Genomic DNA, 14,600 nt, shown 5'->3' with positions numbered 1-14,600 from the left:
CGACTCGGCGCTCACAGCGCGATCTCCGGCACCGGCAGACGCCGGCCCTCGTCGGAGGAGCGCAGCCCGAGCTCCGCCAGCTGGACCCCGCGCGCGGCCGACAGCAGGTCGAAGCGGTGCTCGCGCCCGGCCGCGACGTCGCGCAGGAACTCCTCCCACTGCGCCTTGAACCCGTTGTCGAGCTCGGCGTTGGCGGGCACGTCGGCCCACTGCTCGCGGAACTTCTCGGTGGTCGGGAGGTCGGGGTTCCACACGGGCTTGGGCGTGCTGCCGCGCTGCTGCGCCACGCAGCTGAACAGGCCGGCGACGGCGGAGCCGTGCGTCCCGTCGACCTGGAACTCCACGAGCTCGTCGCGGTGCACGCGCACGGCCCAGGAGGAGTTGATCTGCGCGATCACGGGGTCGCCCTGCGGGGTGCGAAGCTGGAAGACGCCGTAGGCGGCGTCGTCCGCCGTGGCGTCGTAGGCCTCGCCCCGCTCGTCCCAGCGCGTGGGGATGTGCGTGACGGTCTGGCTCGAGACGGTCTCGACCGAGCCGATGATGCCCTCGAGGACGTAGTTCCAGTGGCAGAACATGTCGGTGGTCATGCCACCGCCGTCCTCCTTCCGGTAGTTCCACGACGGGCGCTGCGCCGGCTGGAACTCCCCTCGAACACCCAGTAGCCGAACTCGCCGCGCAGCGACAGGATGCGGCCGAAGAACCCCTCGTCCACGAGCCGGCGCAGCTTCACGAGGCCGGGCAGGTACAGCTTGTCGTGCACGACGCCGGCGCTCACCCCGGTCTCCCGGCGGATCCGCGCGAGGTCGACCGCCTCGGCGAGCGTCTCCGCCGTCGGCTTCTCGGTGTAGATGTGCTTGCCGGCCCGCATGGCGCGGGCGAGGGTCTCGTAGCGCAGCGACGTCATCGAGGCGTCGAACACGATGTCCGTCGCGGGGTCGTCGATCACGGCGTCGAGGTCGGTCGTCCAGTGCTCGACGTCGTGCTGCTTCGCCAGGGCCTCGACCTTCTCGGCGTTGCGGCCCACGAGCACGGGCTCGACCTGGAGCCGCGAGCCGTCGGGGAGCTGCACGCCCCCTGCTCGCGGATCGGGAGGATCGAGCGCAGCAGGTGCTGGCGGTACCCCATCCGGCCGGTGATGCCGTTCATGGCGATGCGAAGGGTGCGGGTCATCGTGGCTCCGTTGCTGTCAGATCCGAGGGAAGCGCTTTCCAACTTACTGGCGACCGTCCCGCCCGTCAACAGGTCGAGGTCAGTCCAGCGGTGGCGTCGAGTCGCGCAGCACGACGTCGCAGCCCACCTGCTCCACGACGTCGCGGGTCGTCGCGGGGTCGCCCAGGGCGAGGCGCACCGCGCGCACCCCGAGCTCCTCCATCGGCACCGCGACGGTGGTGAGGCCGGGCACGACGTCGCGCAGCGTCGAGATCCCGCCGAACCCGGCCAGGGCCAGGTCGCCGGGCACGCTCAGGTCCCGGGCCCGGGCGGCGGCCAGCGCCCCGAGCGCCATCACGTCGTTGGTGGCGACGACGGCGTCGACCTCGGCGAGCACACCCGCGTCCGCGAGCCTGTCGAGGCCCTCGTGGCCACCCTCCCAGGTGAAGGGCGTGCGCTCGCGGGCGACGACGTCGCCACCCCCGGCGCGCGCAGCGGCCTCGAACGCGTCACGCCGGTCGCGGGCGGTGACGCGGTCGGCCGGGCCGTCCAGGAGCGCGAACCGGCGGTAGCCGCGCCCGAGCAGCGCGTCCGCGAGCGCCGCGGCGCCGCCGGCGTTGTCGACGGCGACCGAGGCCACCCCCGGGACCGGCTGGCCGATCGCGGCCACGCCGACGCCCTGACGCGCGAGCGCCGTCAGGGCGTCGGTCAGGGCGGAGGAGGCCGGGTCGGCGCCGTCGCGCTCCGCATCCGCACCGGCCGACCGCCCGCCGGCGATGACGACGGCGCGGGCCCGCTGCCGCCGCACCAGGTCCAGCAGGGCGGCCTCGCGGGCGGGGTCGTTCTGCGTCGTCGCGAGCGAGACCTGCAGCCCCTCGGCCTCGGCCGTGCGGACGACGGCGGAGGCGATCGCCGAGAAGTACGGGTCGGCGATGTCGTGCACGAGGAGGCCGAGCGTGGTGGTCCGGCCGCGGGCCATGGCCTGCGCCGTCGCGTCCGGGCTGTAGTGCAGCGCCTCCGCGGCGGCGCGCACGCGCGCGACGAGCTCGGGCCGGACCGACCGGTCGGCCGAACCGTTGATCGCGCGGGACGCCGTCGCGAGCGAGACGCCCGCCTCCCGGGCCACGTCGCTCAGGGTCGTTCGATCGCGCATGGGGTCACCCTAGGTGGATTCGTGGCTGGTACGGGGACGACGGCGGGGCCCACCTCGAGGGGTGGGCCCCGCCGCCGGGGGTGCGACTCGTCAGTCGTTCACGAGCCGGTACATGAACGCGGCCATCGCATCGCGGTTGACGGGGCTGAGCGGGCGGAAGATCGTCGTCCCGTCGTTGCCCTCCCCGACCCAGCCGGTCGCGACACCCGTCTCGGCGAGCCACGCGATCTCCGTGTAGAACTGGTTGTCCGTGGCGACGTCGTCGAACGGCGAGACGCTCGGCGTCGGGACACCGGAGTCCTGGCCGTCGTCCCAGCGGTACAGGAACGCCGCCATGGCGTCGCGCGCGATCGGCTCGAGCGGGCGGAAGGAGTACGTCCCGTCCCCGTTGGCCCAGCCCGTGGAGATCTCCTCGGCGTGGAGCCAGGCGATCTCCTTGTAGAACTGGTTGTCCGTCGCGACGTCGGTGAACGGCGAGACGTCCGGCGCCTCGAACTCGGGCTCCTCGGCCAGCCGGTACAGGAACGCCGCCATCGCATCGCGCGCCACCGGGGTGACCGGGCGGAACTCCCGCGTACCGTCCGGGAGCTCCCAGCCGCGGGTGACCCCGCGCTGCGCGAGCCAGGAGATCTCCGCGGCGAACTTCGTCTCCGGCGTCACGTCCACGAAGGTGACGGGCGCCGGCGGCTCGGTGGCCGCCGTCGCGCGCACCGTGAGGTCACGCATGCGGCCGACGTTGTCGAACGAGCCGAACCCGACGCGACCCGAGGTGAACGTGTCGTCCGTGGCAGTCAGGAGCGGGCGCTCCAGACCGTCGAGCCAGACGGCGATCTCGCCCGTGTCGGCACAGTGCACGAGGCGCACGTCGTGCCAGTCGTCATCGGTGACGGCGGGCGGGGCGCCCACGGTCCCGTCCCACTGGTCGTCGATGCGCTCGCGGTCGGCGCCGTCCACCTTGAAGATCCCGTTGTGGGGGTAGATGCGGTTGTCCTGGCTCAGGTGCGCGTAGTAGTACTCCGTGTCCGACTGGTACCCGAACACGAGGATGACGTCGCGGTTGTTGACCGAGACGGGCTCGTCGAGCCGCACCTGGGCGGTGAGGTCGACGTCGCCCAGCACCGGGCCCTCGGAGAGGATCGCGTACTCGAACGGGCGGCGGATGCCGTCGTCCGGGTTCGTGCCCGCCTCCACCAGGACGATCTCCTCGCCCGGGAACTGCCACTTCGCCGGCGTGCGCGGGGCCCAGTTCTCCCCGGCCATCACGTCCGTGAGCTCGACGCCCCCGGTCGCGCACTGCGGCACGGTCGGCTCGGGCTGCTCGGTGACGCCGTAGCGCGCGTACTGCGCCGCGACCTGCGCAGGAGTCACGGCCGAGTCCAGGAACATCAGGTCGTCCATGCGGCCGTTGAACGGGTTCTGCTCCCGGGTGTTCTGCGGGAAGCTGCCGCCGATCTTGATGCCGCGCGGGTCGGAGTCGGTCGTGCCGCCCTCGCCCCACGGGTTGGTCGCGCTCGTGTAGAAGCCCTCGAGCGGCTCACCGTTCATGTACAGCGCCATCGAGCCGCCCGCGAAGTCGAACGTCGCGGTCAGGTGCACCCACTCGCCCTTCCGCAGGATCTCCTCCCACGGCAGCTCCGCCGCGTACGTCCAGGAGGACCCGCTGTCGACGCTGCGCGCGAGCCCGACCACGTGCGGCTCGCCGTTCACGTTGATCACCTCGAGCAGCGCTCGCACGGCGTGGCCGTCCGAGGTACCCGAGAGGATGCCCGCGAGCCCGACGGCGTTGAAGCGGTCCGCGGGGTCCTCGGTGTTCGAGTTGAGCGCCGGCATCTCGCCCATGGGCTTGAACCAGCCCATGATGCTCGTGGCGTCGGCGCCGTTGAACCTGCCCAGCGAGGCCACGCCGTCGACGTCGTAGACACCGGCCTTCCAGTCGTCGTTGGACGCGACGCCCTTGCTCAGCTGCTGCGTCTGCAGCGCGTTGCCGGCGCTCGGGTAGGCCGAGTCGCGCACCCGCATCTCGACGCCGCCGTTGACGAGGTCGAGCGCGGTGCCGGAGGCGCCGCGGTCGGTCTCCTTCGTGGCGTCACCCGCGAGCGGGGTGTCGAAGTCGTAGTGCGCCACCAGACTCTCGGCCAGCTCGGGCAGCACCTGCGGTGCGGCCTCGAACGGCGGCTCGACCTCGCCCTCGCGAGCGCCGACGACCTTCCAGATCTTCCCGTCGGCCTTGGAGACCAGGTAGAGCTGGTTCTCGCCGTCCGACCCGAAGCGGAGATCCACGCGGGTGTCCCCCACCAGCTCCTGGAAGGTCGTCTCCTCGCCGTCGACGAACACCTTGAGCTCCGAGATCTCGGCCAGGTCGGCCGGGTCACCTGCGTTGCGGACCATCTCGTCGGCCTCGGTGGACAGCACCCAGCCGCGCACGAGGTCGGTGAACAGGTACTTGCCCTGCAGCGCCTCGATGTCCCCGCGGTAGACGAACCCGCCGTTCACGGCCACGCCGGCGTCACCGGTCTGGCCGGGGTCGCGGTTGTGGTCGTAGGCCGCGACCGGGTAGGTGAAGTCGTTCACCTCGGCGTCGTCGGCCGGGAGCGGGAAGATCTGGCGGTCGCGGGCGACGAAGGAGCCCTCGCGCTCCGACCAGCCGAAGTTGTCACCGGGTTCGACGGCGTAGACCGACTCCACCTGCCACTCGCCGATGTGCGCCATGTACATGGTGTGCTCGCCGCCGAGGTCCCAGCTCATGCGGTGCGGGTCGCGCATGCCGACGGCGTAGATCTCCGGGAGCGCGCCCTCGTCGTCGACGAAGGGGTTGTCGGCCGGGATGCCGTACTCGCCGTTCGTGCTGTCGCTGCCGAGCGGGTCGATGCGGAAGATCTTGCCGTGCGGGGTGGCGAGGTCCTGCGGGTTGGAGTTGTTGACGCCGTTGCCGCCGTCGCCCACGAGGATGTAGAGGTTGCCGTAGTCGGCGTCGCCGGGCTCGACCGTCGGGTTGAAGGCGATCTGCTGCACGGTGTGCACGCGGCCGGCGAACGGGACGCGCATGACCTCGCGGCTCGTGCCCTCGAACCGCTCGGCCGCGGGGTCGGTGGCGGTCCACTCGGTGATGACGCTGTGGAATCCGGTGCCGCCGTAGGCCGGGAAGTCGGGGGTGTCCTCCGTGAGGGCGGAGCCCGCCTCGGTGTGGACGGTGTAGAACTTCCCGTTCTCGGCGAACTCCGGGTGGAACTCGGCGAACCCGAGGCCCGTGCCGAGGCCGGCGTGGTTGTGGAAGTTGTCGATGAAGCGCTCGCGCACGTTCAGGTAGTCGACGTAGTCGCCCGTCTCCTCGTCGACCGTGTAGAGGATGGCGTTCATGTCGGGCACCGCGAGGCGGCCGGAGCCGTCCGGGACCTCGTCGACGTGCTGGACGCGGTTGTGCCGGATCAGGCGCTGGTCCTGGGTCTCGGGCGTCGTGGTGGAGGCGGGGAGCTGGGCCAGCTCCTCGACCTCGATGCCGAGGCTGACCGGGGTCGGGTCCGGCAGCGGGTTCTCGAGCGGCTGCTCCTGGGAGGGCGCCGTCTCGCAGTCACCCGGGTTGCCGGTGGGGAGCGCGAGGTTGGCCGCGCTCGGGTCGATCGCGACGTCGTCGAGCATGATGCGCCCGTTGCTGTTGCCGCCGTTGATCCAGAAGAAGCGGTCCAGCGCGCCGTCGACGGCCTCGCGGAACCCGAACGTCTGCTCGGCGCCGGCCGGCAGACGCGTCTGCTCGTCGTAGATGCCGCCCTGGGTGTAGACGGTGACGCGGTCCGCGGCGTTGTCCGCCACGATCCACACGCACTGCCACACGTCCTCCGACCAGGTGCCGACGTCGGCGAACGCGCCGCCGTCGCGGACCTTGAGGACGTCGCTGTTCTGGTTGTTGACGTAGGCGCGGCTGTGGCTGGTGCTCGAGGGCGCGTCGACGTCGGTGAGGCCGAAGGAGTTGTCCGACGACGCGTCCCGGCGCATGCGGAGGAAGACCGTGCCGGTGGTGCCGTCCTCGATCGGCGTGACGGCGCGGTGCGCGGACCGGTTGCCCCCCGTCAGCTCGAGGGCGCGGTTGTTCTGGTTCACCGGGTCGAGGATCACCTGGCCGGCCGGGTGGGAGGTCCAGCCGTCCTGACCGTCCAGCGGGCCCACCGTGAGGTCCTCGAAGTCGAGGTGCTCGGTGAAGCCCGCGGCGTCGGCGGCCTGTGCGGCCTCGGCAGCCTCGGGTGCGGGTGGGGCGGCTCCGGGAGCGTCAGCCGGTGCGGCCGTGGCGGCGGCCCCGGGAACCGCTGCCAGGGTGACGGCGAGCGCCGTCGAGAGGGAGAGCGCCAGGCCGGCTCTCCAGGGGGTCGTGCGGGGTCGTGCTGACGTCATCGTCCGGCTCCTCATCGTTGGGAAGCGCTTTCACGCTCGGCCACCCTGACACGGGTCAGCGAGCCCCGCAACGGGCTGGCGCTTTCCCCTTCGTTTTCCACCGAACGATCTCGGCAGCGGTTCGGCACCCGGCGCGGGCCGACCGGCGGTGCGATCGAGGGGCGGCGCGGCCCGGACGCTGGGCCCGACGGCGTCGCCGTTCGACGGGCCCTCCCGCAGCTCGGCGGCACGGCAGGCACTGCGGGCGCTGAGGCGCCACCGCTCTGCGGTACGACGGCACAGCGGCAGCGCGGCACGGCGGCACGGCGGCCTCCTCGCTGACCGAGGGCGGGCCCGTGCCCCGTCGCGACCGGCCGACCGCCCACCCACCCCTCGCTCACAGCGGCTGGGTCTCGCCCACAGCGGCTGGGCGCAACGAGCCCCGCACCCTCACCCGCCTGACCTGCGACGACGCCGCGAGCGCCACCGTCGGGACGCACCTGGCCGCTGTCAGCGAGACCCAGCCGCTCACAGCGAGGGCGACGGCGGGCCCGTCCGGCCTCGGGCGCGACCGGACCGCCCCGGGGGTACCGTCGGCGATCCTCTCGCGGAGGGTCGGCAGGGCTCTCGGCAAGGGTCGGCGATCCTCTCGCGGAGGGTCGGCAAAGCTCTCGCGGAGGTCAGGGGGTGGGGCGGGCAGTCAGGGGGTGGGGCGGTCGAGGCGCGGGCCACCAGCTCGTGCTCGACCTCCACGATCCTGGGCGCCTCGGCCGGGGGCTCAGCGCCAGGTGCGCCGCGTGCCGGCCCATGGCGGCCATCGGCAGCCGGACCGTCGTCAGCGCGGGCGCGACGTCCTGCGCCACCTGGACGTCGTCGATCCCGGTCACCGAGACCGCACCGGGGACCGCGATCCCACGCTCGCGGAGCACCGAGAGCGCCCCGATCGCCATCGTGTCGTTCAGCGCGATGATCGCGGTGACGTCGGGGCGCTCCTCGAGCAACCGGGCGGTCGCAGCCCGGCCGCCGTCGCGCGTGAAGCCCGCGTGCTGCCACACGACGTCGGGGATCCCGGCCGTGCGCGCCGCCTCCTCGATCCCGCGCCCCCGGTCCACGACGGTCGTCAGGGTCTCGGGCCCGGACACGACGCCGATCCGGCGGTGGCCGAGCCCGATGAGGTGCTCGGCCGCGGCCCTGGCCGCCCCGGCGTTGTCCGGCAGCACGGCGTCGCAGTCGAGGTCGCGGCGCCCGATCGCCACGAGCCGACCGCCGGCGGCCGCGTAGGCCTCCAGCTCGGCGTTGACGCTGGCGTTCTTCGCCGGGTCGCGGTAGCCCGACCCGGCGATCACCAGCGCCCCCACCCGCTGCGCGCGCAGCAGCCGCACCCCGGCGAGGTCGCTGGCGGCCTCGCGGTCCTGGTGGCTGACCTGCACGCTCCAGCCGCGCCCCCCGCCACCTGGATCACCCCGCCCGCGATCTCCCCGAAGTACGGGTCGTCGATCTCGTAGACCATCAGACCGATCACCGACGTCGCGCCGCCCGCCAGGGAGCGCGCGTGCGGGTTCACGGTGTAGCGCAGCGCGTCCACCGCCTCGAGCACGCGCGTCGTCAGCGCGGGCGAGACCACGCCCGAACCCGACAGGGCGCGCGACGCCGTCGCGATCGACACGTCCGCCAACCGCGCCACGTCCGTCAACCGCGGCGCCGCCGCGCCCCGACCCTCCTGCTGAGCTCGCCACCGGTGCGCCATCGCACGCCCTCCAGGCTCCGACACCATCTCGATGTGATCACGATCGAGCCGTTCGCAACATCGGTGTTGCGTGGATCACATCCGCAGCCTACTGTGCAGTAACCGCTTTCTGAATGCGCTTTCCAAGATCGAGGTCGATCGGGCGCAGCGGGACCAGCACCACCTTCTTACGACGAGGTAGGAGAACCAGCCGTGGCACCACTCACTCGCCGCACCCGCGGCACCAGCACCGTCCGACGCGGCCGCGGCCGCGCCCTCACGGCCGCAGCTGCCGCCGCCGCGCTCGTCGGCCTCTCGGCCTGCGCCACCGCCGGGGGCGGGGGTGGGGGCGGCGGTGACGACACCGACTCCCCCATCACCATCGGCATCTCGCTCCCGCTGACCGGGGACTTCTCCGAGCCCGGCAAGGGCGTGCAGCGCGGGTACGAGGCCTGGGCGCAGATCGTCAACGAGAACGGCGGGCTCCTCGGGCGCCAGGTCGAGCTCAAGATCCTCGACGACCAGTCCAACGCGGACCGCGTCGTCGCCGACTACGAGGTGCTGATCGCCCAGGACGAGGTCGACCTCGTCTTCGGTCCGTTCTCCACGCGCCTCGTGGTGCCGTCCGCCCGCGTGGCGGAGGAGTACGGGATGCTCTTCGTCGAGCCGGCCGGCGCCGCCGCCGAGGTCTTCGAGCAGGGCTTCGAGAACCTCTTCTACGCCGCCCCGGCCATCGCCGAGGACCACTACAACTACCTCGCCGAGCAGATCCTCGCGATGCCCGACGGCGAGCGCCCCACCACCGTGGCGGTCGCCTCCATGGACGACCCGTTCGCCCAGGGCACCGCCTACGGCCTGCGCGACAAGCTGGAGGAGGGTGGCCTGACGATCGTCGCCGACGAGGTCTACCCGCCCAACACGACCGACTTCTCGCCGATCGCCGCCAAGATCGCGGACTCGGGCGCCGACGTCGTCATCGGCGGCACGCAGTACCAGGACGCGGTCAACCTGATCGTCGCGCTGCAGCAGCTCAACTACCAGCCGCAGATCGCCGCGTTCTCGACGGCGCCGACCAACCCGGAGTTCTCCGCGGCCATCGGCTCGCGCACCGAGGGCATCCTCTCCCCGACCGGCTACACGCCGGACGCGAGCTGGCCCTCGAACGTCGACTTCGTCGAGAAGTACACCGAGATCCACGGCAACCCGCCCGGAGAGGACGAGGCGAACGCCTACACCACCGGCCAGGTCGTGGCCGCGGCCGTCGAGGCCGTCGGCTGCGCCGAGCAGGGCGAGTGCCAGCAGCAGCTCATCGACTGGCTGCGCGACAACGAGGTCGAGACCGTTGTCGGTCCGCTGACCTGGGACGAGACGGGCAAGCCGCAGGGCGCCCACCTCATCCAGCAGTACGTCGACGGTCAGATCGAGATCGTCCTCCCGGCCGACGCCGCCGAGGCCGAGCTCATCTTCCCTAAGCCGGCCTGGTGATCGACGCGTGACCGGTTCACTCCTCCTCCAGAGCCTGATCCTGGGCGTGCTGCTGGGAGGGCTCTACGCCCTCCTGGCAGCGGGTCTGACGCTCTACTTCGGCGTCATGCGCGTCGTGATGATCGCGCACGCCTCGTTCCTCGTGCTGGCGGCCTACCTCGCGTGGTACGCCAACACCGAGCTCGGCATCGACCCGCTGCTCACGCTCGTGGTCACCGTGCCCCTGTTCTTCGGCATCGGCGTCTTCATGCAGCGGTTGCTCATCACGCGACTGCGGCCGGCGACCCTCACGATGATGTCCGTGCTGCTGACGTTCGCCGTCGCGCTCACCATCGAGGGCGTCATCGGCTTCGTCTGGGGCGGCACGCAGCGTCGCATCCAGCTGCCGTACTCGAGCGCGAGCCTCGAGATCTTCGGGGCGCGCATCGCCGTCGTGAAGCTCATCGCCTTCGGCCTCGCCGCCCTGTCGCTGCTCGCGCTGTACCTGCTCATGAAGCACACCCGCTTCGGGCAGGCGCTGCGCGCGACGATCCAGCACCCGGAGGCCGCCCAGCTCGTGGGCATCCGGACCGACCGCGTGGCGGGTCTCGGCTTCGGCCTCGGCCTCGCGACGGCCGCGCTCGGCGGCACGGCGCTCTCGCTGGACGCGACGATCTACCCCTCGCTCCACTGGCACTGGATCGGCCCGCTCATGGCGATCATCGTCGTCGGCGGTCTCGGGTCCATCCCGGGGGCGGCCATCGCCGCCCTCGTGCTCGGGGTGGGCCAGAGCCTGCTCCAGGTCCCGCTCGGCACCACCTGGGCGCAGACCATCTTCTACGTCGCCCTGTTCGTGACGCTCATGGTGCGTCCGCAGGGGTTCTTCGGAGGTCGCCTTGCCCAACGCTTCTGACACCCTGGCAGCGCCCGTGCGCGGCGCCGCACCGGCCGGCCCCGCGCCGTCCGGCACGTCCCGGAACCGGAAGATCCTCGCCGGTGCCGCCCTCGCCGTCGGCCTCGTGGTCGTCGCACTCTTCCCCTCGGCCGCCCCGAACGCCTACATCCTCTCGGCCGGCGTGGTCATCCTGTCCTACGCCTGCACGGCCACCTCGTGGAACTTCATGGGCGGGTTCACGGGCTACATCTCGCTGGGCCACGCGGCCTGGTTCGGTCTCGGCGCCTACGGCACCGGCATCCTGATCCGCGACGCCGCACTCCCCTCCTTCGTGGCGTGGGCGCTGGCCGGCGTGATCGTCGCGGTCATCACCGTGCCGGTCGGCATCGCCGCCCTGCGGGTGCGCGGGGCGTCCTTCGTGATCGTCTCGATCGCGTTCGTGCTCATCATGCTGCTGGTCTTCCAGGGCTGGGGCAGCTTCACGGGCGGCTCGAACGGCCTCGTGGTCCCCCGCCCGTTCCCGGACCTGCTGCGGCCCGTGCACCACCAGGTGTTCTTCTACCTTTTCGCCGCGCTGCTGGCGGTGATGCTCCTGCTGTGGTGGGCGATCAACCGCTCGCGCTTCGGCATCGGCCTCAAGGCGATCCGCGAGGACGAGGACAAGGCGGAGGCGCTCGGCATCCCGACCCGCAACTACAAGCTGGTCGCCTACGTCATCTCCGCGACGTTCACCGGCCTCGCCGGCGGCATGTACGCCCTGTGGTTCGGCGACCTGGACCCGATCTTCCAGTTCTCGATCCTGCTCGGCTCCTACATGGTGCTGATGGCGCTGCTCGGCGGCATCCGGAACCTGTGGGGCCCGCTGGTCGGCGCGATCATCGTCGGCATCGGCCTGGAGGTCTTCAAGCTGCAGTTCGGTGACACGCAGTTCCACCTCGTGGCCACCGGACTCCTGCTGGCCCTGGTCGTGCTGTTCATGCCGGACGGGATCATCCCGGCCGTGCAGTCCCTGCTCAAGCGGTTCGGCCCGCAGTCCTCCTCCATCCGCGAGATGACGGCGGCCGAGCTGGCCGAGCGCAACCGCGCGGCCGGCGTCAGCGGCGCCTCGGTGTTCGCGGGCAGGCCCGTCGAGCGCGAGGGCGCGGCGGACGAGGACGCGGCCACGCCACCGACGGCCACCACCACGAACCCCGGGGGAAGCGATGACCGCCACCGCCGCACCGGCGACCACCACCGCCGTCTCGAACCTCAGCACGCGCGGCCTGACGAAGGTCTTCGGAGGCGTCCGCGCCGTCGACGGCGCCGACGTCACCTTCCACGAGGGCAAGATCAACGCCCTCATCGGCCCGAACGGCTCCGGCAAGACGACGTTCTTCAACTGCGTCACCGGCATGATCAAGCCGGACTCGGGCACGGTCACGTTCAAGGACCGCGACATCACGGGCAGGGCCCCGCACGCCATCGCCCACGCGGGGATCGGGCGCAGCTTCCAGCTGTGCCGGATCTTCCCCGGATGACGGTGCTCGACAACGTGCTCGTCGCCGTCCGGCGCACCGGGATCAAGGGCCTGCTCGCGCCGGCCCGCACCGAGGCCGAGGTGGCCAAGGCTCGGCAGCTCCTCGTCCGCGTGGGCATCGACCACCTCGAGAACTCCGAGGCGCGCGACCTGTCCTACGGCCAGCAGAAGCTGCTCGAGCTCGCCGGCGTCCTCATGGGCGACCCGGACACGATCATGCTCGACGAGCCCGCGGGCGGCGTGAACCCCTCGCTCATCGGGCGGATCGGCTCGCTCGTGCAGGAGCTCAACGCCGAGGGCACCACGTTCCTCATCGTCGAGCACAACATGGACCTCGTGATGAGCCTGTCCCACCACGTCGTCGTGTTCGACCGCGGGGCCCCGATCGCCGAGGGCACCCCCGACATCGTCCAGTCCGACCCGCGAGTCCTGGAGGCCTACCTTGGCGTCTGACACCTCGACCCCGAAGCACGCCTCACCCGCCGGAGCCGGGGGTGACGACGGCGACCTGCTCGTCCTGGACGACGTGCAGGCCGGCTACGGCCGGGCCGCCATGGTGCTGCGCGGCCTCACCATCCGCGTGCCGGCCTCGACCGTGGTCTGCCTGGTCGGTCCCAACGGTGCCGGCAAGTCCACCGTCCTGAAGGTCGCGAGCGGCCTGCTCAAGCCCGCCTCGGGGAAGATCCTCGTGGGCGGCAAGGACGTCACCGGTCAGGGACCCCAGCAGATGCTGGGCTCGGGCCTGGCGCACGTGCTCCAGGGCCACAGCGTCTTCCGCGAGATGACGGTCCAGGAGAACGTCATGCTCGGTGCCTACAGCCTGCGCGACAAGGCGCAGATCGCCGAGCGGGTCGCGTTCGTGCAGAACCTGTTCCCGATCGTGGGCGAGCGCTGGAAGCAGCTGGCCGGTCTGCTCTCGGGCGGCCAGCAGAAGCAGGTCGAGTTCGCCCGCTCGCTCATGGTCAGCCCGAAGGTCGTGCTGCTGGACGAGCCCTCGATGGGTCTCGACCCGAAGACCACCACGAAGGTGTTCGAGCAGGTCGTGCGGATGCGCGACGCCGGCGTCGCCGTCCTCCTCGTCGAGCAGAACGCCCGGCGCGCCCTGGAGACGGCGGACATCGGCTGCGTGCTCGACCTCGGCCGGGTGCACATCACCGGCCCGGCGCCCGAGCTGCTCGCGGACCCGCAGCTGTCCGAGCTGTACCTGGGAGGACGACCGGGCGAGGTGAAGGCCGACGCCTGACGGCTTCGGTCCTCGCCCGCCCCGCCCCACCGCGCCCCGCCGCGCCCCGCCGCGGGCCGAGAATGCGCCGGGCTGCCCTATCCCCCGGATACAGCAGCGCACCGCATTCTCGGCCGGTGGCGCCGAGCTCGAGAATGCGCTGGGCTGCCGTATCGCACCGATACAGCAGCCCAGCGCATTCTCGCCGGGAGTGGGGTGAGAGCGGTGGGTAGATGGGCGGGTGAGTCGAGGGGTGGCGTCTGGGACAGTGGGGGCATGACCGAGGCCTCCCCCGTCGAGAGCATCGACCGCGCGCTGCTGGCGCTCACGGAGCTCGCCGCCGCCGGAGCGGACGGGCTGTCGCTCGCCGTGCTCGCCGACCGCGTCGGCGTCCACAAGACCACGCTGCACCGCGCGCTGACGGCCCTGCGGTTTCGCGGCTTCGTCGCGCAGGATCCCGACGGCGGCGCCTACCGCCTCGGCGCCACCGCCCTCACGCTGGGCGACGGCTACCTCGCCGAGCAGAGCCTCGCCTCGGCGCTCCACCCCGCCCTCGTGGCGATCTCGCGCGAGCTCGGCGAGCTCGTCCACCTCGGGACCCTGGTGGGCACGCACGTCGTCTACCTCGACAAGGTCGAGCCCGAGCGCCCGCTGCGGGTGTGGTCCGCGGTCGGCCGCCGGATGCCCGCGGCGACGACGGCGCTCGGCCGGGCCCTCCTGGCCGGCCGCGCCCCGACGCGCGAGTCCCTCGACTCCTACCTCGACCCCGGCGCGGACCCGGACGCGCGGGGGCGGACGTGGGACGCCGTCGCCGCGGCCCGCACGACCGGCTACGCGCAGGAGCGCGAGGAGAACGAGCCCGGGATCGCGTGCGTCGCCGTCGCCCTCCTGCGCGGTGCGAACGCCGTCGCCGCCGTGTCCGTCACGGTCCCGGCCGAGCGTCTCGACGGCGAGCGGCTGCCCGCCGTCGTGGCGACCGTGCGCCGCGTGCTCGGCGAGCTGGCGCCCCCGGCCTCGTGCTCGCGACGACTGACTAGCCGCCGACCGTCCGCCCGCGGGCGCGCAACGCGCTAGACTCACCACTGAGCGCAACGCGCGTTCCGCCTAGCGCAA

Annotated in this window: 9 protein-coding genes and 3 pseudogenes; 7 read left to right on the top strand and 5 right to left on the bottom strand. The window is 72.2% G+C overall.

Annotation, left to right across the window (positions count from 1 at the left end; all coding sequences use genetic code 11):
* Nucleotides 1-11 precede the first annotated feature (11 nt).
* The 5 genes and pseudogenes from QQK22_RS01465 to QQK22_RS01445 form a co-directional block, all read right to left on the bottom strand.
* Nucleotides 12-1,170: pseudogene (locus QQK22_RS01465) on the bottom strand (Gfo/Idh/MocA family protein).
* Between the two features lie 79 nt (nucleotides 1,171-1,249).
* On the bottom strand, nucleotides 1,250-2,302 hold the full coding sequence (locus QQK22_RS01460; RefSeq protein ID WP_284248864.1) for a LacI family DNA-binding transcriptional regulator: 1,053 nt from the start codon (nucleotides 2,300-2,302) through the stop codon (nucleotides 1,250-1,252).
* Between the two features lie 90 nt (nucleotides 2,303-2,392).
* Nucleotides 2,393-6,685 (bottom strand): PQQ-dependent sugar dehydrogenase, encoded by a 4,293-nt coding sequence (locus tag QQK22_RS01455; protein ID WP_284248862.1) that lies wholly within the window; start codon nucleotides 6,683-6,685, stop codon nucleotides 2,393-2,395.
* A gap of 659 nt (nucleotides 6,686-7,344) precedes the next feature.
* Entirely contained in the window at nucleotides 7,345-8,094 is a 750-nt protein-coding gene (locus tag QQK22_RS01450; RefSeq protein ID WP_284248860.1) for a substrate-binding domain-containing protein, read from the bottom strand.
* Entirely contained in the window at nucleotides 8,007-8,330 is a 324-nt protein-coding gene (locus QQK22_RS01445) for a LacI family DNA-binding transcriptional regulator (RefSeq protein ID WP_284252477.1), read from the bottom strand. The genes QQK22_RS01450 and QQK22_RS01445 overlap by 88 nt, the downstream gene beginning before the upstream one ends.
* Nucleotides 8,331-8,603: 273 nt before the next feature.
* On the opposite strand from QQK22_RS01445, the gene QQK22_RS01440 reads away from it, so the two are divergent.
* From QQK22_RS01440 to QQK22_RS01410, 7 genes and pseudogenes are all read left to right on the top strand, one after another.
* Entirely contained in the window at nucleotides 8,604-9,875 is a 1,272-nt protein-coding gene (locus QQK22_RS01440) for an amino acid ABC transporter substrate-binding protein (protein WP_284248858.1), read from the top strand.
* Between the two features lie 7 nt (nucleotides 9,876-9,882).
* Nucleotides 9,883-10,767, top strand: a complete 885-nt coding sequence (locus QQK22_RS01435) for a branched-chain amino acid ABC transporter permease (protein WP_284248856.1) — start codon at nucleotides 9,883-9,885, stop codon at nucleotides 10,765-10,767.
* A 208-nt stretch (nucleotides 10,768-10,975) separates the two neighbouring features.
* A pseudogene (locus tag QQK22_RS01430) lies at nucleotides 10,976-11,656 on the top strand (branched-chain amino acid ABC transporter permease); the annotation flags it as partial.
* A 295-nt stretch (nucleotides 11,657-11,951) separates the two neighbouring features.
* A pseudogene (locus QQK22_RS19115) lies at nucleotides 11,952-12,439 on the top strand (ABC transporter ATP-binding protein); the annotation flags it as partial.
* A 21-nt stretch (nucleotides 12,440-12,460) separates the two neighbouring features.
* Entirely contained in the window at nucleotides 12,461-12,718 is a 258-nt protein-coding gene (locus QQK22_RS19110) for an ABC transporter ATP-binding protein C-terminal domain-containing protein (protein WP_431310176.1), read from the top strand.
* A complete protein-coding gene (locus tag QQK22_RS01415) occupies nucleotides 12,708-13,508 on the top strand; it encodes an ABC transporter ATP-binding protein (protein WP_284248854.1) in 801 nt (266 codons plus the stop codon). The genes QQK22_RS19110 and QQK22_RS01415 overlap by 11 nt, the downstream gene beginning before the upstream one ends.
* A 255-nt stretch (nucleotides 13,509-13,763) precedes the next feature.
* Nucleotides 13,764-14,561 (top strand): IclR family transcriptional regulator, encoded by a 798-nt coding sequence (locus QQK22_RS01410; protein WP_284248852.1) that lies wholly within the window; start codon nucleotides 13,764-13,766, stop codon nucleotides 14,559-14,561.
* Nucleotides 14,562-14,600: the final 39 nt, after the last annotated feature.

Origin of the sequence: Litorihabitans aurantiacus, from assembly GCF_030161595.1 — a bacterium.
Taxonomy (GTDB): domain Bacteria; phylum Actinomycetota; class Actinomycetes; order Actinomycetales; family Beutenbergiaceae; genus Litorihabitans; species Litorihabitans aurantiacus.
The sequence above is the reverse complement of the archived record's forward strand: the minus strand, read 5'-3'. Positions and strand labels throughout refer to the sequence as shown.

Excerpts from the sequence above, each read along its gene's own strand:
- QQK22_RS01460 (WP_284248864.1), bottom strand. The coding sequence starts at position 2,302 with ATGCGCGATCGAACGACCCTGAGCGACGTGGCCCGGGAGGCGGGCGTC.
- QQK22_RS01455 (WP_284248862.1), bottom strand. The coding sequence starts at position 6,685 with ATGACGTCAGCACGACCCCGCACGACCCCCTGGAGAGCCGGCCTGGCG.
- QQK22_RS19110 (WP_431310176.1), top strand. The coding sequence starts at position 12,461 with ATGGGCGACCCGGACACGATCATGCTCGACGAGCCCGCGGGCGGCGTG.
- QQK22_RS01410 (WP_284248852.1), top strand. The coding sequence starts at position 13,764 with ATGACCGAGGCCTCCCCCGTCGAGAGCATCGACCGCGCGCTGCTGGCG.